22 protein-coding genes and 1 riboswitch are annotated in these 23,499 nt (G+C 45.0%); of the genes, 3 read left to right on the forward strand and 19 right to left on the reverse strand.

Annotated elements, in window-relative coordinates; genetic code table 11:
* Positions 1 to 78: 78 nt before the first annotated feature.
* On the forward strand, positions 79 to 2,283 hold the full coding sequence (locus LCY76_RS21805; protein ID WP_248254417.1) for a PAS domain S-box protein: 2,205 nt from the start codon (positions 79 to 81) through the stop codon (positions 2,281 to 2,283).
* A gap of 68 nt (positions 2,284 to 2,351) precedes the next feature.
* Here LCY76_RS21805 and LCY76_RS21810 read toward each other — a convergent pair whose 3' ends face one another.
* The 9 genes from LCY76_RS21810 to LCY76_RS21850 all read right to left on the reverse strand — a co-directional run bounded on the left by LCY76_RS21810 (position 2,352) and on the right by LCY76_RS21850 (position 10,600).
* Positions 2,352 to 3,401: an L-threonylcarbamoyladenylate synthase gene (locus LCY76_RS21810; RefSeq protein ID WP_248254418.1), complete on the reverse strand. Its 1,050-nt coding sequence runs from the start codon at positions 3,399 to 3,401 to the stop codon at positions 2,352 to 2,354.
* A 107-nt stretch (positions 3,402 to 3,508) separates the two neighbouring features.
* Positions 3,509 to 3,952: a GNAT family N-acetyltransferase gene (locus tag LCY76_RS21815; RefSeq protein ID WP_248254419.1), complete on the reverse strand. Its 444-nt coding sequence runs from the start codon at positions 3,950 to 3,952 to the stop codon at positions 3,509 to 3,511.
* A 66-nt stretch (positions 3,953 to 4,018) separates the two neighbouring features.
* Entirely contained in the window at positions 4,019 to 4,693 is a 675-nt protein-coding gene (gene spoIIR, locus LCY76_RS21820) for a stage II sporulation protein R (RefSeq protein ID WP_248254420.1), read from the reverse strand.
* A 277-nt stretch (positions 4,694 to 4,970) separates the two neighbouring features.
* A complete protein-coding gene (locus LCY76_RS21825) occupies positions 4,971 to 5,924 on the reverse strand; it encodes an ATP-grasp domain-containing protein (protein WP_248254421.1) in 954 nt (317 codons plus the stop codon).
* A gap of 11 nt (positions 5,925 to 5,935) precedes the next feature.
* On the reverse strand, positions 5,936 to 6,985 hold the full coding sequence (locus LCY76_RS21830) for an LLM class flavin-dependent oxidoreductase (protein ID WP_248254422.1): 1,050 nt from the start codon (positions 6,983 to 6,985) through the stop codon (positions 5,936 to 5,938).
* Between the two features lie 160 nt (positions 6,986 to 7,145).
* A riboswitch (SAM riboswitch) is annotated at positions 7,146 to 7,244 on the reverse strand.
* A 244-nt stretch (positions 7,245 to 7,488) separates the two neighbouring features.
* Positions 7,489 to 8,352, reverse strand: coding sequence for a peptide chain release factor N(5)-glutamine methyltransferase (gene prmC, locus LCY76_RS21835; protein ID WP_248254748.1), 864 nt, complete (start codon positions 8,350 to 8,352; stop codon positions 7,489 to 7,491).
* 10 nt (positions 8,353 to 8,362) lie between these two features.
* Positions 8,363 to 9,436 carry a peptide chain release factor 1 gene (gene prfA / locus LCY76_RS21840; protein ID WP_248254423.1) on the reverse strand — a complete coding sequence of 358 codons (1,074 nt, stop codon included), beginning with the start codon at positions 9,434 to 9,436 and terminating at the stop codon, positions 8,363 to 8,365.
* A gap of 115 nt (positions 9,437 to 9,551) precedes the next feature.
* The gene (locus LCY76_RS21845; RefSeq protein WP_248254424.1) at positions 9,552 to 10,211 is read right to left on the reverse strand and encodes an MOSC domain-containing protein; all 660 of its coding nucleotides are present in this window, start codon (positions 10,209 to 10,211) and stop codon (positions 9,552 to 9,554) included.
* A 59-nt stretch (positions 10,212 to 10,270) separates the two neighbouring features.
* The gene (locus LCY76_RS21850; protein WP_248254425.1) at positions 10,271 to 10,600 is read right to left on the reverse strand and encodes a hypothetical protein; all 330 of its coding nucleotides are present in this window, start codon (positions 10,598 to 10,600) and stop codon (positions 10,271 to 10,273) included.
* Positions 10,601 to 10,769: 169 nt separating this feature from the next.
* Here LCY76_RS21850 and LCY76_RS21855 point away from each other — a divergent pair, with 169 nt between their 5' ends.
* Positions 10,770 to 12,104, forward strand: coding sequence for an FAD-dependent oxidoreductase (locus LCY76_RS21855; protein ID WP_248254426.1), 1,335 nt, complete (start codon positions 10,770 to 10,772; stop codon positions 12,102 to 12,104).
* Between the two features lie 226 nt (positions 12,105 to 12,330).
* On the opposite strand, the gene LCY76_RS21860 is transcribed toward LCY76_RS21855, so the two are convergent.
* The 9 genes from LCY76_RS21860 to LCY76_RS21900 all read right to left on the reverse strand — a co-directional run bounded on the left by LCY76_RS21860 (position 12,331) and on the right by LCY76_RS21900 (position 20,593).
* The gene (locus tag LCY76_RS21860) at positions 12,331 to 12,783 is read right to left on the reverse strand and encodes a hypothetical protein (protein WP_248254427.1); all 453 of its coding nucleotides are present in this window, start codon (positions 12,781 to 12,783) and stop codon (positions 12,331 to 12,333) included.
* Positions 12,784 to 12,894: 111 nt separating this feature from the next.
* Complete coding sequence (locus LCY76_RS21865) at positions 12,895 to 13,512, reverse strand: thymidine kinase (protein ID WP_248254428.1); 618 nt, start codon at positions 13,510 to 13,512, stop codon at positions 12,895 to 12,897.
* 144 nt (positions 13,513 to 13,656) lie between these two features.
* Positions 13,657 to 13,902 carry a type B 50S ribosomal protein L31 gene (locus tag LCY76_RS21870; protein ID WP_248254429.1) on the reverse strand — a complete coding sequence of 82 codons (246 nt, stop codon included), beginning with the start codon at positions 13,900 to 13,902 and terminating at the stop codon, positions 13,657 to 13,659.
* Positions 13,903 to 14,015: 113 nt separating this feature from the next.
* Entirely contained in the window at positions 14,016 to 15,305 is a 1,290-nt protein-coding gene (rho, locus tag LCY76_RS21875; RefSeq protein ID WP_248254430.1) for a transcription termination factor Rho, read from the reverse strand.
* A 326-nt stretch (positions 15,306 to 15,631) separates the two neighbouring features.
* On the reverse strand, positions 15,632 to 16,600 hold the full coding sequence (glpX, locus tag LCY76_RS21880; RefSeq protein ID WP_248254431.1) for a class II fructose-bisphosphatase: 969 nt from the start codon (positions 16,598 to 16,600) through the stop codon (positions 15,632 to 15,634).
* Between the two features lie 226 nt (positions 16,601 to 16,826).
* A complete protein-coding gene (murA, locus tag LCY76_RS21885) occupies positions 16,827 to 18,119 on the reverse strand; it encodes a UDP-N-acetylglucosamine 1-carboxyvinyltransferase (protein WP_053356442.1) in 1,293 nt (430 codons plus the stop codon).
* Between the two features lie 179 nt (positions 18,120 to 18,298).
* Positions 18,299 to 18,949 (reverse strand): fructose-6-phosphate aldolase, encoded by a 651-nt coding sequence (gene fsa / locus LCY76_RS21890; protein WP_053356441.1) that lies wholly within the window; start codon positions 18,947 to 18,949, stop codon positions 18,299 to 18,301.
* A gap of 201 nt (positions 18,950 to 19,150) precedes the next feature.
* Positions 19,151 to 20,014, reverse strand: a complete 864-nt coding sequence (gene fba, locus LCY76_RS21895; protein WP_248254432.1) for a class II fructose-1,6-bisphosphate aldolase — start codon at positions 20,012 to 20,014, stop codon at positions 19,151 to 19,153.
* A gap of 210 nt (positions 20,015 to 20,224) precedes the next feature.
* The gene (locus LCY76_RS21900; RefSeq protein ID WP_369795851.1) at positions 20,225 to 20,593 is read right to left on the reverse strand and encodes a response regulator; all 369 of its coding nucleotides are present in this window, start codon (positions 20,591 to 20,593) and stop codon (positions 20,225 to 20,227) included.
* Positions 20,594 to 20,738: 145 nt separating this feature from the next.
* Here LCY76_RS21900 and LCY76_RS21905 point away from each other — a divergent pair, with 145 nt between their 5' ends.
* The gene (locus LCY76_RS21905) at positions 20,739 to 21,269 is read left to right on the forward strand and encodes a DUF2529 family protein (protein WP_248254433.1); all 531 of its coding nucleotides are present in this window, start codon (positions 20,739 to 20,741) and stop codon (positions 21,267 to 21,269) included.
* 520 nt (positions 21,270 to 21,789) lie between these two features.
* On the opposite strand, the gene pyrG is transcribed toward LCY76_RS21905, so the two are convergent.
* The gene (gene pyrG / locus LCY76_RS21910) at positions 21,790 to 23,391 is read right to left on the reverse strand and encodes a CTP synthase (protein WP_248254434.1); all 1,602 of its coding nucleotides are present in this window, start codon (positions 23,389 to 23,391) and stop codon (positions 21,790 to 21,792) included.
* Positions 23,392 to 23,499 lie beyond the last annotated feature (108 nt).

Here is a 23,499-nt window from a genome sequence, read left to right on the forward strand (position 1 = left end):
GACATAAGCAGGGATATGGTTTTTTTTAACGTAAATAAAGGTTATAGAAAAACGGGAAGAATCGGAGGGGAAATTTTCATGGCTGAAGACGCGAAATCGATTCATCCGGCAGTTGCTGAATCAAAAAAGAAAGCATACCGTATGGAGATTACAAAACAGCAGAGCATGATGTTCAAGTTTATTAAATCAGGCGAAACTTTCGTAATGACCGAGTGCAGCGGTGAACTCTCTGACTCATTGGGCTATAAAGAAGAATGGGTGATCGGAAAGACTCCTGAAGAAATTTTTCCGAAAGAGCTCGCCGCATTTAAAATGGATTGTTACGAACAGGCCTGGAAGGGAGAGAATATTACATATGAAGCCCAACTGAACAATGTCCCATTCCTCGTATCGTTAAATCCGGTCTTTGAAAATGGAAAAGTCGTCGAGGTGCGGGGCTTAAGCATCGATCTGATCCATAGGGTTATGATGGAGAGGCAGCTGGAAGAAAGTGAGCAAAGGTTCCGCTCGCTGATCGAGCATAACATCGATGCACTATTTTCCCTTGATTCCCAAGGGAAGTTTACGACCGTCAATCCGGCTGCAGAACTTCTTACCGGCTACTCGGGGAAAGAACTGCTCAGCATGACCTTTCATCCCCTGCTGATGGAAGAACATCTGGAAAAATCAGTCCAAGGTTTTGAGGAGGCCCTTAAAGGCACTCCAAAGACATACGATACGAAGATGAAAAGAAAAGACGGAGAAATTCGGTTTGTAAATCTGACCATCACACCGATTATCGTAAGCGATGACGTACTGGGACTGTATTGTATCGGAAAGGATATTACGGAAAAGAAGAAGCAGGAAGCCGAACTGAGGGAAACAAAAGAAACACTGGAGTCGCTGTTTACTCATTCTGCAGACATGATCGCCATCTATGATTTCGATAAACAAACGATCAAGCTGAACCCCGCTTTTGAAAAAACGTTCGGGTGGACAGAGGAAGAATTAAAGGACTGCAGAAACCCCATTTTCCCTATTGTCCTTGATCAATATTTACAGGAATCACTGCAGATGATCCAGACGGTGAAAAAGGGAATTCCCATTAAAGGCCACGAGATGATTTGTCAGCGCAAAGATGGATCCCTGCTGAACTCGAGTGTCACGCTGTTTCCCATATTTGATCAAAACGGCCGAGTACACGCATACTCGGGTATTTCGCGTGATATCACTGAAAAAAAACGGCAGGAAAAAGCCTTGCGTGAGAGCGAAGAAAAATACCGCATCATTGCCGAAAATACGATGGATCTAATCGCTACATCCGACAGGCAGGGGAAGATCACATACTCCTCACCTTCCAACAATATGATTTTAGGTATGGATCCTGCAGACTATCTAGGAAAAAATGCCATTGATTTCCTGCATGAAGATGACAAAAAACGGGTGACTCTCCTCATGCGCCGCATGGTCCAATCGAGACAGCCTGTAAAATATGAAGCTCGCTGGAAACATAACGATGGTTCCTATGTTGTATTGGAAACAAACGCAACACCAGTCATCAATGAAAAAGGCCATGTGGAAAGCATCGTGGTTGTATCCAGAGATCTCACCGAGCGAAAAAAAACAGAAGAAATGCTTAGAAAATCCGATAAGCTTTCCGTTCTGGGCCAGCTGGCTGCTGGTGTCGCCCATGAGATCCGCAACCCTTTAACCTCTATAAAAGGGTTCTTGCAGCTGCTTGAATCGAAAGCAGAGAATGACTTTGAGTACTATGAAATCATGCTCTCTGAAATTGACAGGATCAATTCCATTGTCAGTGAATTTATGGTCTTGGCCAAGCCGCAGGTTATGCATCTCGTGCCGACCAACATCACTGAACTGATGCGCCATGTCATCTCACTGATTGAAACACAGGCCATATTGATGAACGTGCAGATTTATTTTAATGCAGAGGACGATCTGCCTGTAATCTCCAGTGTGGACAACCAGCTTAAACAGGTATTTATCAATCTGCTGAAAAATGCGATCGAAGCGATGCCGGATGGCGGAAACGTGTTTATTTCCATTGAACGGGAAGAGAACGATCTGGTAGTGTCGTTTGCGGATGAAGGGTGCGGAATTCCTTCTGATAAGCTCCCTTCACTCGGTGAACCCTTTTATACAACAAAAGAGAAAGGGACAGGGCTCGGCCTCATGGTCTGCTATAAGATTATTGAGGACCATGGCGGGAGGATCCAGGTGAAGAGCGAGCTGGGACAAGGCAGCACCTTTAAAGTGGTGCTTCCCATACTCTCGATCGCTTAGGAGGGCACCCCCTTTATTGTCTAACCATAAAAAGAACAGGACAGCCAGCTGTCCTGTTCTTTTTTGCTCTATTCTTTAATGATCCGTCCGCCTGCCGATTTCTCAAGCCTGTTCATAATGGCTGCACCTACACCCTTTTTCGGAAACACTTCTCCATAGATGATATCCACATCACTCTCGTTAAACGCCCGCAAAGCGTCATACAGATGATGTGCGACACTTTCCAGCTTTTCACGTGACCCGCACGGAATAATCGTATCCGCCTGATAAAAGGATGCATTTTCTTCAGAAGTGAGAACACCGATTTTTCGCCCTGCTTCTTTTTGCTTGTCCATAAGCTCCTGCAAAAACGCAGGAGAGCCATCCACAAGATAAAGAGGAGCATCCGGCGCATAATGCGTGTATTTCATGCCCGGAGATTTGGGTGCTTCCTTCTCATTGAGGAGTCCAGGATCCATGGATGTTTCACCCGCCGCCTCTTCAAGCTGCTCTTTTGTGACTCCTCCCGGGCGAAGGATGACAAGGGTTTCGGCCGTGCAGTCGACCACTGTGGATTCCACACCGACCCCTGTTGCCCCTCCGTCCAGAATACCAGGGATTCTACCTTTTAAATCCTCATAAACATGCTGGGCAGTCGTTGGAGAAGGCCTTCCAGAGACATTGGCGCTGGGAGCCGCCAGCGGAAGGCCGCATTCCTTGATCAGTTTCATGGCAACGGGATGATCAGGCATCCGAACAGCCACTGTGGATAACCCCGCTGTCACCCGGCCGGCCACATCCTCTCCCTTGGGCAGAACCAGTGTCAGGGGACCCGGCCAGAACGCATCCATCAGTTTTTTTGCCCGTTCCGGGATGGAAGAAACAATCCCCTCAAGCTGTTCAGTACTTGCGATATGAACGATCAGCGGATTATCACTCGGTCTTCCCTTTGCCTGGAAAATTTTCTCGATGGCTTCATCACTGAGCGCGTTTCCTCCAAGTCCATATACTGTTTCTGTAGGGAATGCCACCACTTCATTTTTCTTTATCCACAAGGAAGCTTGCGTAATTTGTGGATATTCTTTTTCTTTATCCATTTTTTTATCCACAGACCATACTTCGGTTTTATACTCTCTCATGTGAAAAATCCTTTCAAACCGCCCAATCTGTGTTCTTCACGCTCATTCCGCACATCATCCACAAGTTATACACAAACGCTTCAGAAATGTGCATAACTTGTGGATAATTATTTGTCATTCAAGGTGCAGTAAAGGAGTACAACATCTTTTTCAGCTGTTTTCTTGTAGTGGGCGGTATTCTCAATATGGGAAGGAGTTCCTTTTTCGGGTACCGGCTGAAACGATAAAGGCTCAAAGAGATGAACAGCTTTCGTAAGCAGATACAGGGTTTCCACTCCTTTTTCCTTACAGTATAGCAAAATTCGTTGAATCAATCGCAGAAATAGTTGTTCATTCGAATATTCTTTCTTGATGACGAAGGAACGCAGCAGCCCGTCCTGGCCAACTCTTTCCAGGCCCACTGTTCCGATCGTATCTCCTTCATCATTTTCCACAACCAGATAGTTCTCGATTCCCTCTCTGATCCCGTCCGTTCCGAGACCTGCCTGCTTTACCAGCTCACCGAGACTTCCTGCTTCATGCGGCATAGCCGCCCGTAAACGAATTGTCATGGTGTTCACCCCTCTAGCATTTTTTATAAAAGTCTATGAAACAACCATGAAAGTTATGCAGGGCTTTTAAGAGAAAAGACTCCCGATCTTATCTGCGATGGTGGTAAAGAAGTCTGCCAGAAAGAATTTAACTTCTATTTTTTCTTCCTCAGGCTTTTGAACAACGGGGGCGTCCTGAGCAGTTCCTGAGGCTACTTCCTTTACACCCTTCTGATCTGCTTTAACCGCGTCTCCGTTTTCAAAATCAAGGAAACATAGAGGCGGAAACAATACACACCACCAATTGGCTCCTTTACCTTTACCAAGTGTAATGAGGACCGCTTCATACTTTCCGGCAGGGTAGATATTATTTCCGTACATTTTTGTCGGGAAGGCGACGTGATTGTTGAATTGAACTTTGTAGGGAATGTTGAGCCCTGCATCTTTCAAGTAGGACTTTACCACGTTTTCAACTTCAGGCAAATGTTTTCGGATCACTTTTTCGGCCTGATCATGTGAATCCAGGCCACCCACCCAGGTTGTGATCTGTTCGTTCACTTTATCCCGGATTCTTCTTTTCAGTGCCTGATCTTTTTCCGCGTCACTGTTTGCCAGAATCCGTAGCCTGATGGCATCACTCGGAATTTTAGCAGAGGCATTCAAGGTGGCATCGGCCACCTTCGTTTGGGTTTCAAAAAACAGCAGCATCGCGATCAGCGATAGGAATAGTATAGTCATTAGCGATTTTTTTGATCTTTTCATGTTTAAAACTCCCCTTTCCTTTTCTATCCTCATTGTGGTCACGGAAAGGAGAAATCATACTATGAATCTAGTAAACAAATACCGGAAAAATATGACAGAAACCGGCTGTGAAACAACGGACTTTGTCACAAATTTATTAAACATATCAAAAAGGTCACATAATTCCTCTGCAGTGTAGTGGGTCTGCTATATTAAGGACATCCCTATCACCCCCTTTTTCATGTAGATAATGAAAAAACAAAGAGCCTCCCGCTACTGGCGGGAGGCTCTTTTTGTCTTATTGCACGGTTGCTGCATTCAATGAATCAAGCTGCTGCTGCAAAAATTTCGCAAGCTCCAGCATGCCATATTTTCCGGCAGCCGCTTCAGCATCAGAGTTGTAGTTGGTGTTCGTATTGATATCATACGTATAGATTGTCCCGTCCTTATCTTTTATAAATTCGATCCCGGCAACATGAATCTTGTTGTCTGCCAGAACCCTCATATAGTTTTCAATGATTGACTCATTGAAGTTCTCCTGAATTTGAAACTTCGGCTTGGCCGGCGTTTCCTCTCCTGCAGGACAAAACAGGTCGCCGATCTGGCAGGCGTCTGCCGGACAGAGCTCAAAGCCTTCTGAGGTATCCACCCGAACCGCATAAACAAACTTGCCGCCGACAAATTCGCAGCGTGTAATATAAGATTCCGGCGATTCAATATATTCCTGTATCAATGTGATGCCATCCACCGGCTCTTCGAAATCAGGGCCGAGCACATACTCTTTCAATCCTTGATATGAATGGAAAAGCTGAACACCAAGGCCTTTTCCTGCACGGTTATGCTTTGTGATAAATGGTTTGCCGCTGAACGGCTCAGCTGCCTGCAGAATTTGGTCCTTGCCAACAGCCGCAATGGTTTTGGGCGTCTTCACCCCATGCGCCTCAAGCTCTAAATATTGAACGACCTTGCTCACCTCAAGCTGAAGAGCGCGGCTGCCATTCAGCACTTTTCGGCCATGTGCTTCCAGCCAGGCAATGACACTGGCAGCAAGTTCCGGTGCATAACGGTGTCCTCTTGTATGGGAGGAAGCACTCATGCGGCTGTAAAAAATGCCCTCGGGCGGAGCTTCTGCCAGATTAACCGTTCCCTGATCTAGATGCCATGCCTCATAAGGCACTTGCAGCTCATTCAGCCTCTTTGTGAGATGATCTGTCCATTCATCGTTCTCATGTATGATATATACTTTTTTCATGGTCATCCTCCTTATTTCGCATGTTCTTTCCGATAGCTCTCCACCAAAGGCATCACCCGTTTTGAGAAACGTTCCATTTCTTCTAACTGAGGGGAGAATTGCAGTAAAAGGAGTCCGAGGCCGGCTTCTTCATAAGCTGCAATCCGCTCCGCAATCTGTTCAGGAGTGCCGATCAGATTCGGCCTCAGCCCCCGGTTGGAAACAGAGTAGTCGTACAGCTGAATCTGCTGTTCCAGCTGCGATTTGCTCGTAAAATCTTTAAACCCAGCATAAGCGCTGGACTCTTTTACATCTGTAATCCTCTGCAGCTCCGCTTGGGCTTCTTCTTCAGTATCCCGGCAGATCACATAGGCCGCCATTCCGAACGAAGATAAAGGTTCTTTCCCTGTTTGCCCGCGGCGGTTCTTCATGTCATTGATCTTAACGGCGATCTCTTCGACTGTGCCGCCATGCATGACGTAGGCGTCACAGGAGGAAGAGATAACCTGTTTACCCCTTTCACTTTCTCCGCCAGCATACAGAATGGGATTCGGCCGCTGAACAGGTTTAGGGAAAAGTTTCGTATCGCTAAACTGATAAAACTTGCCGGAATAATTGAAGGTTTCTTCTGTCCACAGCCCCTTTAGAACATCAAGAAACTCTTGCGTACGCTCATATCTTTCGTCGTGGGCAGTAAAAATACCGCCATACTGCTTCGCTTCCTCTTCCCACCAGGCGGAGACGACATTAAGTGTAAACCTCCCGCCGCTCATTTGGTCGATGTTCGCCGCCATTTTCGCTGTTACAGCAGGATTATGGAATCCTGGCCTTACCGCTGTCATAATTTCTATTTTCTCCGTTACGGACGCGAGACCCGCCGCCGTTGTCCAAGCCTCCAGAGAGTCCTGCTCAGGTCCTTTTATATCATTCAAATACAGTTCCGCGATCAGCGTCGTGTCAAACCCCCACTTTTCCGCGGATTGAATAACCTTCTTCGCATAATCAAACGTCGGCGGCATGTTCTCATTTTCCACATTTCTCAGCCATCCGCCAAAGATCGGCAACCAGAATCCAAATCTCATCTACCTTTTTCTCCCCTCTTCCTTTTAAAAACATTCTGCCACTAAAAGAGACCCTGAAAGTCCATCCCTTCAGTGCGGAGGAGCGGTCAGGACAACGGCCTGACCCTCCGACTATCTAAAAAAACTTCCCCTTTAGATAAGGGGAAGTTTTGACCGCTCCATCTTATCTTCCAGGATCTACTCCTGCTGGATTTAGCACCTTCTAAAAATAGGTTGCCGGGTTTCATAGGGCCAGTCCCTCCGCCGCTCTGGATAAGATTTATTTAATTAATAGTAATCCTACAATAGAAGTAGGTATTGCGTCAATATTTAGGATGTGAGAATAGATGATATTGAATGGCGTTCGACCGGCGAATAAGTCCGGAAATTCAGTTCCGATCAATTATTGCTTGTTTCGCTCAATTTTTATGAGTTAGGCTCAATTCAGCGCCCGTTTTGCTCAATTCCGTTCTTCCGGCCACAAAAAAGAAGCCCCCAGCACAGCTGAGGGCCACCTTTTCTGCTTATTTAAAGCCAATCTCCGCGATAACCATCCGTTCTTTTTGGCTGATGTCCTTTACTACCGAAACAACCGACCCAGGGAACGTGACCCTGAGCATTTCAGCAACCGTCTGGCCCTGATCATGGCCGACTTCAAAGGCTACAATGCTTTGTTTGTTCAGAACGAGCGGCAGCTCCTCCATAAACCTTCTGTAAAATACGTAGCCGTCCTCCCCGCCGCTAAGTGCACGGAAAGGCTCTTGATCCTTAACGATCGTCTCAAGCTCCATTATTTCACGGTCAGGAATGTATGGAGGATTGGATACAACGATATCTGCTTTTTCTCCGCCCTTGATCAGAGGCTGAAGGAGGTCGCCATGAATAAAACGGACAGATGCCTCAAGGTTTTCAGCATTTTTCTTTGCGACTTCCAGTGACTCCTCAGCAATATCAATCGTGGTTACCGAAAAACGAGAATTTTCCAGTGCCAGCGTAATGGCAATGGCACCGCTCCCCGTCCCGACATCGACTGTCTGGATCTCTTCTATGCCAGGGAACCTCATCATGGAGCGCTGAAGCACTTCATATACGAGCTCTTCTGTTTCCGGCCGAGGAATGAGCACCTCTTTATTCACCGAAAAGCGTCTTCCGTAAAACTCTTCAAAACCAATAATGTACTGGACAGGTACTCCATCGCCATGTTTTTGTACAGCTGCTTCAAATACCTCTTGCTGCTTTGGAAGAAGCTCTTCATCCAAACCAAGAAGCAGCTCCGTCCGGCTCATATCGCCAAGTACATGACGAAGAAGAAGCTCACCAGCTAGAGGTTCCCGTCCCTTTTTCGTTAAAAAAGATGAAGCCCAGTTCAGGACTTCATGCCGTTTCATCGCTTTCATCTTATGCTTCCGTCTGGGCCTTCATTTTGCTTGTCTGGTCTTCTGTAATTAATGCTTCAATGAATTCGTCCAGCTTGCCGAGCAAAATTTGATCAAGTTTTTGAAGAGTCAGGCCAATGCGATGGTCCGTTACACGGTTCTGCGGGAAGTTGTACGTACGGATCCGTTCTGAACGGTCACCGGTACCAACTGCAGATTTACGGTTTTCATCGTATTCTTTTTGTTTTTCCTGCTGAATTTTATCATAAACACGGGCGCGAAGAACCTTCATCGCTTTTTCCTTGTTTTTGATCTGTGATTTTTCATCCTGACAGGAAACAACGGTTCCAGTTGGAATATGCGTCAGACGAACAGCGGATTGAGTCGTGTTAACCGATTGTCCGCCCGGTCCGCTTGACGTAAACGTGTCTACACGGACGTCCTTATCATGAATTTCAACTTCCACTTCTTCTGCTTCAGGAAGGATCGCTACTGTCGCTGTAGACGTATGAATACGGCCGCCTGATTCTGTTGCAGGAACACGCTGTACACGGTGTGCTCCGTTTTCATATTTCAGCTTGGAGTATGCCCCGTTACCGTTGATCATAAAGATGATCTCTTTGTACCCGCCAAGCTCCGTATAGCTTGCTTCGATTACTTCTGTTTTCCAGCCTTGCGCCTCGGCATAGCGGCTGTACATTTTGTAAAGATCTCCTGCAAAGAGGGCTGCCTCGTCACCGCCGGCAGCTCCGCGAACCTCGACGATAACGTTCTTATCATCGTTCGGGTCTTTTGGAAGTAGCAAGATTTTCAGCTGCTGTGTGTACTCTTCAATCTTATCTTCAAGCTCAGAAACTTCCTCTTTAACCATAGCGGTCATCTCGGCATCAAGCTTTTCTTCGAGCATTGCTTTCGCTTCGTCGAGCCCTTCTTTTGCTTCTTTATACTCGCGGTAAACCGCTACTGTATCTTGAAGAGAAGATTGCTCTTTGGAGTATTCCCTTAATTTATTCGTATCGCTAATGACTTCTGGGTCACTTAATAGATCATTTAATTTATTGTATCGGGCTTCTATCGTTTCTAAACGTTCTAACACGCTTTTCACCTCATTTTAATGGCATAACATTCTAATTATAATACAGGGGAAGTCACCCGTCAAAAGCCTTCAGACTGTGTTATGACCGTTTGAAGGCAAAAAGAAATCCCCGGAGCTACAGGTACTGCCCGGGGAGAGAGTCTAATCTCTTTTTCATAGCTGAGCGCCAGCCTTCCGCCAGTTCATTCAGACTGGCAAGCATGGTAAGCCCTTCTCTGTTTTCCTTGTCTATGTATGTCATTCTGTTAACAAATTCGACAGAGATCCCGGCTCGATGTTTTTCTTCAATAACAAGCTTGTCTCCCGGGCTGACAGTGCCTACTTCCAGTACCCGCAAGTAATAGCCGGAAAAACTGGTATCCTGAATATATTTGACCATCAATGGCTGTTTGAGTTTGGCCGCCACCTTAAAACAAGGCCGGCGCGGCTGGCTCACTTGGACCAGTGCCTCCCCAAGCCGGAAGATGTCACCGATAAAGACCTCTTTTTCGGTAAGGCCTTCAACGGTAAGATTCTCACCGAAAGAGGGTACGTCCAGAGAGATTCCCAGCCCTTTCTCCCAATACGCATAATGATCATGAGAATAGACACAGACTGCTTTATCCGGACCGCCATGGTGCACGGTGTCCGCCTGTACATCTCCTTCAAATTGAAGATTTGACAAGAATAACGGACCACGGGACGGCTTTTTATTGATCGCCGAGCTTATGTCTTTTCCCTGCCACGAAAGAACATCTGCCTTTCCAGTATTTAAAGCTATAATCGATCCTACCACAACTGCACCCCCGCTCTTTCTTTTATCGTACTCTATAGGGATGCGCCGGGCAAAGATTTTTAATACATGGATGTATGGTTTTTCAGCGCTTCGTAATCCAGTCGCTGCTGATTCATTCGGATGGCCTTTGTCAGTTCTTCAATCACGACTTTTTCATCGGTTATAATATTGAAAACAAAGGGAATGGTTGCAAAGTGGCCAAAAAATTGGGTACACCCTTTGTGCCGTATGTCGTGCTGCGCATCAGTAACCGGATTGACCTTCACGATAAAATTCCCCATGGATTCATAAATAGGATCCAACGGCTTTTCTTTCAACTTTTTGATAAGTGTGGTGATCGGAACAGGATGGTCGTTCCAGTCCGTTCCGTTCGATAAGATATCCAGCATTTTCTACACCTCTCTATTATGATTGTTCGACAGTGCCGGCAGGTTCTTGTTGGTACAGAAAGTGTTGAAAGAAAAAAAGGATACGGTGCAAGAATAGCGAACACCCATTTAACGATGACTAAAAGAAAACGAAGGGGAATACTATAGAAGAACAGAAAGGGGATAGCGTATGAACTATTGTATTATTGGCGGAGATGCGGCCGGGATGAGTGCTGCGATGCAAATCGTCCGCAACGATCCGGAGGCCCGCATCACCATTTTTGAAAAAGGCGGCATCTACTCTTACGGCCAATGCGGACTCCCCTATGCAGTGAGCGGACTCATTCCATCCACTGAAGAACTGATTGCCCGCGATGTAACCACCTTCAGGGAGAAGTATGGAATGGACGCCAGAACCTATCATGAAGTGACCCGGGTTGATCCAGGGGAAAAGACCATTTACGGCATACATACAAAAACGAATGAGGGATTTGTTTTTTCATATGACAAGCTTCTGATTGCAACGGGGGTCAGCCCTGTCATGCCGCAATGGGAAGGAAAGCATCTGCCAGGCATCCATGTTGTGAAAACGATTCCTGACGTTGAGAAAATCAAGAAGGACCTTGATCCCTCCATCCAGGACGTCACCATTATCGGCGGAGGCTATATCGGGCTTGAGATGGCAGAAAATCTTAGGCTTTTAGGGAAAAGGGTAAGGATTATCCAAAGAGGGCCCCAGCTAGGCGCCATCTTTGATTCCGATATGGCAGAACTGATCCATGAAGAAGCCAAAAAACATGACATTGAAGTTTGTTTGAATGAAGAAGTTCAGCGTTTTAAGGGAGATGACCGGATTCAATTCGTGAAGACGAACAAACGGGACTATCCAACAGACATGGTCATCGTCTCTGTTGGTGTAAAGCCGAATACATCATTGATCGAAGATACGGAGATCAGGCTTCACGAGAGCGGAGCCATCCTTGTCAACCGGTACATGGAGACCAATGTGAAAGATGTCTATGCTGCTGGAGATTGCGCGAGCCATTACCACCTGATCAAAGAAATGGATGATCATATTCCTCTTGGCACAACAGCGAACAAGCAAGGCCGGATTGCAGGCCTGAACATGTCCGGCAAACGGCAGACGTTCAAAGGAATTGTCGGCTCCTCAATCATTAAGTTCATGGATCTTTCTCTCGGAAAAACAGGAATATCCGAGAAAGAAGCGGAAAAGCTCCATTTCCCGGTTGAAACAGTAATGACGCGTGCAAAAGACATTGCCGGTTATTTTCCTGGAGTAGAACCGCTGCACGTCAAAATCATATTTGATGCCAACAACCAGCGCATTCTGGGCGGGCAGTTTATCGGCAAGCATGGGGTGGACAAAAGAGTGGATGTTTTGGCCACAGCCATGTTTCACAAAATGGACCTGCACGAACTCGAGGATTTGGATCTTTGCTATGCTCCCCCATATAACGGGGTATGGGATCCGATTCAGCAAGCTGCGAGAAGAGCAAAAAAATAAAACGGCATTTGTCTGTGCGTGAAGCACGGACATTTGCCGTTTTTTCACCTGATGTATAGTCATAGATGTATTGTCGGAGCACCAGCGCCCAGGTTCTCGATAGATGAAAAGTAAGATCTTCTTTTCATCCTTAGTCGTCTTCACTCTTCCACCTCAACACAAAAAGCGTGTTGCTGTGTAATAGTTCCAGCGCTTGTCGAACCTAAGCAGGGCGCTTGCGCTTTTCTTAGCTGTCTACTTTAACTGAAAACTTATAGCGTGGAACGGCCTGCTCTGCTGCTGCTTTAATGTCTCGGCGCATTTTTTCTTTTTTACGGTCAGATACGCTTGAAGGCACGTTTAAATGAATATGTGCATAGTTTCCATTGATGGTCACCATCTGAGGGTTGATGCCCGTCTGACTGACGACCGCCTCACGAATTTTGTCCTGATCATCAGAGATATCAAATCGGGCTGTATTCAATTTCTGATAGTCATTGGGATTCTTATTCGTTTCAGAACTATAGTTGAACTTTGGGTTATTTTTTGTCGCATGGTAATTAATAATTCCATGTCCCCAAATGTTGTCTTTCATATTCTTGGCTGATTCATTTGCCGTCGGTTCAAAATGATCTTTAGACGTCGGAGAACATGCCGCCAGCAGTGAAGCAAGGATAAGGAAAACTCCTGTATTTTTCACAGAAAACACCTCCCGTAATCTTAGGGTTTGTGTTAAGCCTAAAAAAATACAGACAAAAAAAGGATGATTCTAGAAAAGGTGCCTGACACCATCAAAAGAATCATCCATTATTTATTCAGATCGTTCTGCCAGGCTTGCAAGCAGATTATTCGGCTTTCCCGGCACTTCATGACAATGGCGGCAGCGTGGTTCATAGGACTCGGAAGCGCCAACTAATATAATCGGATCATCATAAGAAGCCGGTTTTCCATTAATCAGCCTTTGTGTCCGGCTCGCAGGTGACCCGCAGACCATGCAGATCGCATGAAGCTTGGTTACACTTTCAGCTAGCGCCAATAGTTTTGGCATCGGGCCAAATGGTTCGCCCCTGAAATCCTGGTCAAGTCCTGCAGCTATTACCCGAATGCCATGGTCGGCTAATTCCTGAACGACCGAAATGACGTCCTCATCAAAGAACTGTATTTCGTCAATAGCTACCACTTCCGTGTCAGGAGAAACATTTTTCAGGATATCAACAGATTTTTCAACGGGCTGGGCAATCACTGCGGTGCCGTTATGTGAAACCACCGATTCTTCGCTGTAGCGGTTATCGATCAGCGGTTTAAAGACTTGAACTTCAAGCTTTCCGTATTTCGCCCGTCGCACCCTGCGAATCAATTCCTCTGATTTTCCTGAAAACATGCTTCCACAAATGACCTCAACCCAGCCATTCTGCTTCATTACGTACATGTTTCTGTTCCCCTTCCCATTCATGGTATTTACATATATTATGTACTGATTTATTTAACAAACGCCCTAAAGGCGGCAAAATTATCTTCAATTACAAAAAAAAAGGAGCAAGAAGTTCTCTTGCCCCTTACAACTTGCAGCATATTACTTAAGATTGTATTTCTTTTTGAAACGGTCAACACGTCCACCAACATCAGTAAACTTCTGACGGCCAGTGTAGAAAGGGTGTGTATCGGAACTAACATCCACTTTAATTACAGGATAAGTATTTCCATCTTCCCATTCAATGGTCTCGCTAGAAGACATTGTTGAGCCGGACAAGAACTTATAACCGCTGCTCGCATCCACAAATACAACTTTATTATAATTCGGATGTAAATTTGGTTTCATTTCGTTCTCAACTCCTTCTGCCCTGAATCCTGAGAACCCAGAGTTAAAATAAGCACATAGCAGTAGTATAACAGGGTGCCGTTCATTTTGCAACAGCATTCCCTTTATATTCTTCAGGAATTCGACAATGATTTTACGCGCTTGTTTGTGCCTGACTTCTCAGCCTCAAACATCGCGAAGAAATCCTCATTGTTGGTTGTTTTTCGTAACCGCTTCATGAACGTATCTACGAAATCATGCGAATCATCCATTGTTTTTCGGATCGCCCATAACGATTCAAGGTGATCTTTCTGGATAAGCATTTCTTCTTTTCTCGTTCCTGAACGGCGAATATCGATTGCAGGGAAGATTCGTCGTTCAGCAAGCTTACGGTCAAGGTGCAGCTCCATGTTGCCTGTCCCTTTGAACTCTTCATAGATCACATCATCCATACGAGAACCCGTTTCAACCAAAGCCGTTGCCAAAATCGTTAAGCTGCCGCCTTCTTCAATGTTTCGGGCAGCCCCGAAAAAGCGCTTCGGTCGATGGAATGCAGCCGGGTCAATCCCCCCTGACAATGTACGTCCGCTTGGAGGAATGACAAGGTTATATGCACGGGCAAGACGTGTAATGCTATCCAACAGGATAACAACATCTTTTTTATGTTCCACAAGGCGCATCGCACGTTCTAATACAAGCTCTGCAACTTTAATGTGGTTTTCCGGCACCTCGTCAAATGTAGAGCTGACGACATCGCCTTTAACGGACCGCTCGATATCAGTTACTTCTTCCGGGCGCTCGTCGATCAGCAGGACAATTAGTTCAGTATCAGGATGGTTAGTCGAAATGCTGTGTGCGACCTCTTTTAAAAGACTGGTTTTACCAGCTTTAGGGGGCGCCACAATCAATCCGCGCTGACCGAAACCAACCGGTGCAATCATGTCCATGATACGGGTTGAAAGGTTCGTACGTTCGGTTTCAAGCACCATTTTCTTTTCAGGATAAAGAGCCGTTAACGCAGGGAAGTGAACACGTTCTTTCGCTGTGTCTGGATCCTCGCCGTTTACCGCTTCAACCTGAAGCAATCCATAATAACGTTCATTTTCCTTTGGAGGACGGACTTTACCGGAAACCTTGTCCCCGTTTCTTAGATCAAACCTGCGGATCTGCGAGGCCGAAATATAAATATCCTGGGAACTTGGAGAATAGTTGATCGGACGCAAAAATCCAAATCCTTCATTCGGAATAACTTCGAGAATCCCTTCCATAAATGAATATCCATCCTGTTCAGCCTGTGCTTTAAGAATGGAAAACATCAATTCTCTTTTCGTTAATTTCCCATAATAAGGAACTCTATATTGTCTCGCAAGTTCATATAATTCTTTTAATTTTTTTGTTTCTAATTCAGATAATACTAAGCCCATAATGACACCACACTTTATTCTATTTTCTAAACTCTGTGTTTTCTGTTTTTAATCGTTTTTTATGAAAGAACAGGGCAACAGAAATGAAGGGTTGGAAGGATACTATTGAAGTAAGTAAACCAGAAGTGGAAATTTCATATTATAAATAAACAGTACTTCATATTTTAACCACAAATTGTGGGTTTAATCAAGTCATACATCGAATCAAAAAAGTAAAAGATAAGACAGGTGAAAAAAGTAAAAATGCCGGACGCTTCCTCTGCCGCATCTTTTTTTTCAAAGCTAATGATGCAGAAGAGATAAGCGCCGGACTATTTTAATAATGACTATGGTCTAATAACGAGATCAGGTTTCTTTTTCAGGCTGTGGCGCCCATCGATAAATCGAACGGTACCAGACTTTGCACGCATGACGACAGAGTGCGTCGTACCAATCGTCCCTTTAAACTGGACACCTTTTAAGAGTTCTCCGTCTGTTACACCTGTTGCAGCAAAAATCGCATCATCGCCTTTGACGAGATCTTCCATACGGAGGACTTTATTAATGTCGATGATCCCCATTCTGCGGCAGCGTTCTAATTCTGAGTCATTTTGGGGAAGCAATTTACCTTGTATTTCTCCACCAAGGCACTTTAAGGCTACTGCGGCAATGACACCTTCAGGAGCTCCTCCTGATCCAAATAAGATATCCACGCCTGTTCCTTCAAATGCTGTATTAATGGCTGCAGCCACATCACCATCAGAAATCAGCTTAATTCTTGCACCCGCTTCTCTGATCTCCTGGATGACTTTCTCATGTCTTGGGCGGTTAAGGACGATGGCAACAAGGTCCTCAATGTCCTTATTTCGTGCTTTGGCAACGGCTCTTAGGTTGTCGATGGTTGGTGCATCGATGTCGATCTGGCCTACCGCTTCTGGACCTACGGCAATTTTATCCATATACATATCCGGTGCATGCAGAAGGTTTCCGTGGTCCGCCACAGCCAAAACAGCTAAAGCATTCCAGGTTCCGGAAGCCACAATGTTCGTTCCTTCAAGAGGATCAACCGCTACATCTACACGCGGGCCATAGCCTGTTCCCAGCTTTTCACCAATGTAAAGCATAGGAGCCTCGTCCATTTCTCCCTCGCCAATGACGACCGTTCCCTTCATCGGGACAGTATCAAAAACATCGCGCATGGCAGTTGTTGCTGCATCATCTGCTTCATCCTTTACGCCCCGGCCCATCCAACGGGCCGAAGCAAGTGCTGCGGCTTCTGTAACACGTACTAGTTCCATTGATAAACTACGTTCCATTGAAATAACTTCCCCCTTCTAGAAAAACGCTTACAAAAATTAGAAATGCTGAAGTGGCCGTTATGGTCCGACTAGCACTGGAGGTCTTGAGCATAAAACGTTCTTTGTTTTCTGCTCAAGAGCGAAGTGACCAAGGATGAAAAGAGATGTTCCTTTTCATCCATCGAGGACCAGGACACTGAAGCTGGATCATATTGGAAAGCTGAGACGCCTGTCGAGAGGGCGCCTATTTCTCGATCTCTTCCATTTCCTCGACATCAAGATTTTCACGCCAGATTTTCGCGCCAAGCCCCAACAGTTTATCGACAAGGGATTCGTAGCCGCGATCAATATGTTCAAGACCTGAAACTTCTGTGATGCCTTCTGACATAAGACCGGCAACCACAAGAGCCGCTCCTGCACGCAGATCACTGGCTTTTACTTTGGCACCCTCAAGGCGGGCCTGTCCATTAATTATGGCAGATCGGCCTTCTACCTTCACGTTGGCACCCATCCTTCTCAACTCATCAATATGCTTAAATCGTGCAGAGTAAATGGTATCCGTTACAATACTCGTTCCTTCCGCCTTCGTGAGCAATGAAGTGAATGGCTGCTGAAGATCTGTAGGAAAACCCGGATAAACCAGAGTCTTAATATCTACACTTTTTAACGGATTTCCACTGTTATGAATAAGGACCTGATCATCTTTTGTTTCTATATGAACGCCCATCTCCCGGAGCTTGGCAATCAATGACTCTAAATGAAGCGGAATAACATTGTCTATTAATACTTGCTGGCCTACCGCAGCTGCCAATATCATGTAGGTACCTGCTTCGATTCGGTCTGGAATGATAGAGTGGCGGCATCCGTGAAGATGGTCAACTCCGTCGATTCGGATCACATCTGTACCCGCACCTTTAATTTTTGCTCCCATACTCGTAAGAAGAGTGGCAACATCAATAATTTCAGGCTCTTTTGCCGCGTTTTCAATGATCGTTTGGCCCTTCGCTCTAACCGCAGCAAGCATAATGTTAATTGTCGCGCCAACACTCACTACGTCCAAATAGATTCGTGCACCGATGAGCTCATCTGCACGTAGGTAGATGGCTCCTTGCTCATTGGTAACTTTTGCACCTAATGCCTCAAAGCCTTTAATATGCTGATCAATAGGCCTTGGGCCAAGATTACAGCCTCCCGGAAGACCAATAACAGCTTTTTTGAAACGGCCAAGCATAGCACCCATGAGATAATAAGAGGCTCTAAGTTTCTTAACCTTTCCGTTGGGAAGAGGCATAGCAATCATTTTTTCCGGATTAACAGTCAAAGAATTATTTTCATCCAATTCGGCTTCTCCGCCGATTTCTTCCAACAAATCTCTTAACAAACGTACATCTGATATATTAGGCAGCTGATCTATGATGACTTGGGATTCTGCAAGAATGGTAGCAGGGATTAATGCAACCGCACTGTTCTTGGCTCCGCTAATATGAACGGTTCCTTCAAGAGGATAACCCCCTTCAATCATAAGCTTCTGTTCCATGGTTTGCTCCCTTCTGCATCAAGCGGTTAACACCAGTCGTTGTTTCTTGTAGTATTCTCAACAACTGGAATATCATGCTAATTTTTTGGTTTTTTTTGGTAAAAAAACTCGGTGTTTTATGGTAAAAAACCAAAAACAAGCACCACGGGAGGTGGTGCTTGGATAGGTTATAGTATCTTCTAGCCGCGGTTTTTAACAGCTTCCCAATCGCTTAAGAAACGCTCAATCCCTTGGTCAGTTAATGGGTGGCTCACGAGGCCCTTGATGACCTTGAGCGGAATCGTTGCAATGTGTGCTCCGCGAAGGGCTGCTTCTGTTACGTGCACCGGATGGCGGACAGAAGCTGCGATGATTTGGGCAGGAAGTTCGTGGATCGCAAAGATTTCAGCGATTTGTGAAATCAAACCTAAACCATCTTGTCCGATGTCATCGAGTCTTCCAAGGAATGGTGATACATAAGTAGCACCCGCTCTTGCAGCCAGTAACGCCTGGTTGGCATTAAAGATCAATGTAACATTGGTTTTAATGTTCATTTCACTAAACGCCTTTACTGCTTTCAAGCCCTCTGTAGTCATCGGAACTTTAACCGTAATGTTCGGTGCGATGGCAGCAAGCACTTTTCCTTCTTCAATCATTTCTTCCGCTTTTAATGAAATAACTTCGGCACTAACAGAACCAGGAACAAGAGCAGCGATCTCACGAATGCGGTCATGAAAATCAACGCCTTCTTTCGCCACTAAAGTTGGGTTTGTTGTAACCCCTGATAAAATGCCAAGCTCATGTGCTTCGCGGATTTCGTCAATATTTGCAGTATCAATAAAAAATTTCATTATTCATTCACTCCTATATTAAAGTGGTTGTACAGACACGATGCCTAAATTCCCTTTTAGTCTCTTCCACACAACAACTTTCATACCCGAAATTAGCAACCCTTTTTTACATCTTCATTGTAAATGAAACCGCCTATAATGTATAGGCGGTTTCATGCAGAGAAATAAAAACGGCATGGCCTTTTTTTTTTCATATCATTCTTACGCCTTGTTTGAAGAACCGAACTCGCGCATTTTACCTTGAACTGTTTCATGGATTGCGTCACGGGCAGCAGTAAGGTATTTACGTGGATCGTATTTATCTGGGTTGGCAGCAATAAATTCTTTTACTGCATTGAAAGACGCAATTTGGTTTTCAGTATTTACATTGATTTTAGCTGTACCTAAAGAGATTGCTTTTTGAATATCGTGTGTAGGGATTCCTGTTCCGCCATGAAGTACAAGAGGAACACCAGTTAATTCATTTACTTCTTTCATGCGGTCGAAGCCAAGGTTCGGCTCACCTTTGTAAGGTCCGTGCACGCTTCCTAGTGCAGGAGCAAAGCAATCTACACCTGTTTCACGTACAAGCTGATCACATTCAGAAGGAATAGCGTATGCTGCTTCAGCATCATCAACTACAAGATCATCTTCCTGTCCGCCGATACGGCCCAGTTCAGCTTCAACTGACACACCGTGGAAGTGAGCAAGTTCAACAACTTTTTTCGTTAATGCAATGTTTTCCTCAAGCGGGAAATGAGATCCGTCAATCATAACGGAAGTGAAACCGGCATGGATTGCTTCAGCACATTTTTGGTAGCTGGAGCCATGATCCAGGTGGATCGCAACCGGTACAGTTACTTTATATTCTTCGATTAGTTCTTTAACCATGCTGACGACAAGTTTAAAACCACCCATGTAACGAGCAGCGCCTTCTGAAACGCCAAGAATTACCGGAGATTTTTCTTCCTGAGCAGCTTTGAGAATTGCTTGGGTAAATTCAAGGTTATTAATGTTGAATTGACCGACAGCATATCCTTCCGTTTTTCCTTTTTCGAGCATTTCTTTCATTGACACTAAAGGCATGTTTCATGTCCTCCCTTTACTATTGGCACAAAAAAACGAAAAAAGAATCATCTTCAATCTTTTTCCGAAAATGCCATATGTTAAACATTAGTTAGTCTTTTTTCAAACCTATTATAGCATACCAATAGCGCGTGAAAACCGCAATAAATCAGGCTTTTTGCGTGCAAGCGCTACCAATGCCGATATGTCAATGATTTGTAGAATTTTTTCTTATCCCGCGCTAATTGGTAATTCTTTCCTCACCGCTGCGCGAATTTCATCAATGTCGAACGGTTTCGCAAAATGGGTGATGGCCCCGAGCTTTATCGCTTCATGGATCATATCCAATTCGCCATAAGCGGTCATGATGATGACTTGAATGGAGGAATTCATTTTTTTGACATGGCGTAAAATTTCCAGTCCGTCCATCCCTGGAATTTTCATATCCAAAATCACAAGATCCGGTGTTTCCTCTTCAACGATCGAAAGAGCCTGCACGCCGTTTGCAGCCTGAAACGTCTGATACCCCTCTTTTTGAAAAATCTCATTTAAAAGAATCCGAATTCCGTATTGGTCATCCACAATCAATATTTTACTCAATCTGCTCACCTCTGACATATTTTTTTCGTTCAATTCCATATTCTAACTAATTCTGTGAATCCTGTCGTTTTCCTGCTGCTTCGAGTGAAATAAAAAAACCAATGCGTTATACTAAACCATACTACCGAAACGAAGAGGAGATCTTATGTTAAAGATATTTTCCACCCAGCTTAATGGGATTTTTTCTAAAATCCAGCAGGATAATGAATTTGCCTTTGAAGATGCAGCCAGGCTCTTAGCCCAAACGGTTCTATCGCAAGGCACTGTCTATTTTACAGGAAAAGATGAGATGGAGGCAGTGTGTGCTGAAGGAATCCATGGACAAGAGGCTTTTTCCAATGCTAAGCGGCTTAACGCTTCAGAGATCAGCGGCTTAACAAGCGTAGACACTGTAATCGCATCTGCCCGGTTTCATTGCGATCAGCAAACACTCGCCCTATTGCAGGAAATAAAGCACAACACGGATGCAAACCTCATTTTCCTTGCTTCTCAAAACGAAAAAGAGGAAGAAACGGTACCATATTGCGATGCTTTTATTGATTTAAAGGTAAAAAAAGGACTTGTTCCATCTGAAAATGGGGAACGAGTAGGAATTCCTTCCGCCATGGCAGGTTTATTTGCCTATCATGCCTTGTTTTTAACGGCAAAAGAGATACTTGAAGAGTACGAAGATTGATTTAGTGGCGGAAATGACTGATTTACTGTCCAAAAAGCGGAAAATACTTGCCAAAATTAAAATTTACAATCCAAAAGCACCTTTTTACTGTCCAAATCGCCATAACGTAAACTAGCTCCCTTTACTGCCGCAAATTTTTTTAAAAAAGACGAAGGAATATGTCAATATTTGCCGAATTGTCTGTGTTAAGGAGGGACGGACGTTCCAATCCTTATCCAGCCCCCATATTATCCTAAACCCATATCCCTTCGAGCAGCAAAAGCCTCAGCCACAAGCCTCTTAAAACAAAGTGCTTACAGCAAAGGTCAGCAGCAAGTCAGAGCGCATTCAGCAAAGCATGGCCCTATATTCGTCCACTGTCCTGCGGTCGCCCCCCTCTCAAACCGTACGCGGAGAACTAATTAGGGCCGGTAATGCTGAGTAATTAATCTTAAAATCATAAAAAACCCGGCTGAAATCAGCCGGGTTTTCTGTTTGGTATGTCCAGTTTCAGCGCAAAGTGCGCTTACGCTTTTTCTTATTAGTTTTTCATTTGCAGAGCAGCTCCGATAAACTCACGGAATAAAGGCTGCGGACGGGTCGGGCGCGAGATAAACTCTGGATGGAATTGAGAAGCGACAAACCAAGGGTGATCTTTAAGTTCGATAATCTCGACTAAACGGCCATCAGGGCTGGTTCCCGAAAATACAAAACCTTCCTTCTCCATTTGGTCACGATATTCATTATTGAACTCGTAACGGTGGCGGTGGCGCTCATAAACCACTTCATCCTGATAAGCATCATATGCTTTGGATCCTTCGTTAAGCTTACATGGATAAAGCCCTAGACGAAGTGTACCGCCAAGGTCTTCCACATCTTTTTGCTCAGGAAGCAAATCGATAATCGGATACTCGGTGGACGGAAGAAGTTCTGTGGAATGTGCACCATCCATGCCCAGCACATTGCGCGCAAATTCAACAGACGCCAGCTGCATGCCAAGGCAGATTCCGAGGTAAGGAACTTTATTCTCGCGGGCATACTGGATCGCGAGGATTTTCCCTTCCACACCACGGTCTCCGAAACCGCCGGGAACAAGGATTCCATCTACATCCTTCAGTGTTTCAGCCACATTTTCTTTTGTTACATCTTCAGAGTTGATCCATTGGATATCAATATCCGCATCATGGTGATATCCTGCATGGCGCAAGGATTCAACCACTGAAATGTAGGCATCCTGAAGTGCTACGTATTTTCCGACCAATGCGATTTTTGCTTTTCCTGACAAGTTCAGTACGCGGTCGATCAAGCCTTTCCATTCACCCATGTCAGCCTCTTTGCAGTCCAATTTTAAGTGGTCGCAAACGATCTGATCCATATTTTGTTCTTGAAGGTCGATCGGAACACGGTACAGAGTATCTGCGTCACGTGCTTCAATGACCGCTTTTGGATCAATATCACAGAAGAGGCCGATTTTTTCTTTCATATCGTCAGAGACTGGCATTTCCGTTCGAACGACGATGATGTTTGGCTGAATTCCAAGGCTTCGAAGTTCCTTTACGCTGTGCTGTGTCGGTTTTGTTTTCAACTCACCGGCAGCTTTAATGTAAGGAATAAGAGTACAGTGGATATACATCACATTTTCCGAACCAACATCACTCTTGATCTGGCGGATGGCTTCAAGGAATGGCAAACTTTCAATATCTCCTACCGTTCCCCCGATTTCAGTGATGACTACATCAGCGTTAGTCTCACGGCCCGCGCGGAATACACGCTCTTTAATTTCATTGGTGACGTGAGGAATAACCTGTACTGTGCCGCCCAGATACTCTCCTCTTCTTTCTTTGCGGAGAACAGTAGAGTAAATCTTACCCGTTGTAACAGAACTGAATTTATTTAGGTTAATATCAATGAAACGCTCATAGTGTCCAAGGTCGAGGTCTGTTTCAGCGCCGTCATCTGTTACGAAAACTTCGCCGTGCTGATAAGGACTCATCGTTCCCGGATCCACGTTAATATAAGGATCGAACTTTTGGGTAGTTACCTTAACGCCTCTGTTTTTTAACAATCGGCCCAAGGAAGCTGCAGTAATCCCTTTTCCAAGAGACGAAACCACTCCGCCTGTTACAAAAATATACTTTGCCATTCTTTATTCCCCCTCTGGATTTCACAATTAAGTATACCCCTCTGCTTCTGTTTCAAGTAGATAGGCCAATATGGTATAAGAAGCTTAAAAACAAAAAAAAAACAAAAG

Origin of the sequence: Fictibacillus marinisediminis (assembly GCF_023149135.1) — a bacterium.
Taxonomy (GTDB): domain Bacteria; phylum Bacillota; class Bacilli; order Bacillales; family Fictibacillaceae; genus Fictibacillus_C; species Fictibacillus_C marinisediminis.

Coding starts and splice junctions, on each gene's coding strand:
- LCY76_RS21805 (WP_248254417.1), top strand. CDS start 79: ATGGCTGAAGACGCGAAATCGATTCATCCGGCAGTTGCTGAATCAAAA.
- LCY76_RS21850 (WP_248254425.1), bottom strand. CDS start 10,600: ATGCTGGATATCTTATCGAACGGAACGGACTGGAACGACCATCCTGTT.
- pyrG (WP_248254434.1), bottom strand. CDS start 23,391: ATGGCAAAGTATATTTTTGTAACAGGCGGAGTGGTTTCGTCTCTTGGA.
- fba (WP_248254432.1), bottom strand. CDS start 20,014: ATGCCTTTAGTGTCAATGAAAGAAATGCTCGAAAAAGGAAAAACGGAA.
- LCY76_RS21870 (WP_248254429.1), bottom strand. CDS start 13,902: ATGAAACCAAATTTACATCCGAATTATAATAAAGTTGTATTTGTGGAT.
- prmC (WP_248254748.1), bottom strand. CDS start 8,352: ATGAAACGGCATGAAGTCCTGAACTGGGCTTCATCTTTTTTAACGAAA.
- LCY76_RS21905 (WP_248254433.1), top strand. CDS start 20,739: ATGTTAAAGATATTTTCCACCCAGCTTAATGGGATTTTTTCTAAAATC.
- glpX (WP_248254431.1), bottom strand. CDS start 16,600: ATGGAACGTAGTTTATCAATGGAACTAGTACGTGTTACAGAAGCCGCA.
- LCY76_RS21855 (WP_248254426.1), top strand. CDS start 10,770: ATGAACTATTGTATTATTGGCGGAGATGCGGCCGGGATGAGTGCTGCG.
- LCY76_RS21865 (WP_248254428.1), bottom strand. CDS start 13,512: ATGTACGTAATGAAGCAGAATGGCTGGGTTGAGGTCATTTGTGGAAGC.
- LCY76_RS21830 (WP_248254422.1), bottom strand. CDS start 6,985: ATGAGATTTGGATTCTGGTTGCCGATCTTTGGCGGATGGCTGAGAAAT.
- LCY76_RS21815 (WP_248254419.1), bottom strand. CDS start 3,952: ATGACAATTCGTTTACGGGCGGCTATGCCGCATGAAGCAGGAAGTCTC.
- LCY76_RS21825 (WP_248254421.1), bottom strand. CDS start 5,924: ATGAAAAAAGTATATATCATACATGAGAACGATGAATGGACAGATCAT.
- fsa (WP_053356441.1), bottom strand. CDS start 18,949: ATGAAATTTTTTATTGATACTGCAAATATTGACGAAATCCGCGAAGCA.
- murA (WP_053356442.1), bottom strand. CDS start 18,119: ATGGAACAGAAGCTTATGATTGAAGGGGGTTATCCTCTTGAAGGAACC.
- spoIIR (WP_248254420.1), bottom strand. CDS start 4,693: ATGAAAAGATCAAAAAAATCGCTAATGACTATACTATTCCTATCGCTG.
- rho (WP_248254430.1), bottom strand. CDS start 15,305: ATGGGCTTAGTATTATCTGAATTAGAAACAAAAAAATTAAAAGAATTA.
- LCY76_RS21810 (WP_248254418.1), bottom strand. CDS start 3,401: ATGAGAGAGTATAAAACCGAAGTATGGTCTGTGGATAAAAAAATGGAT.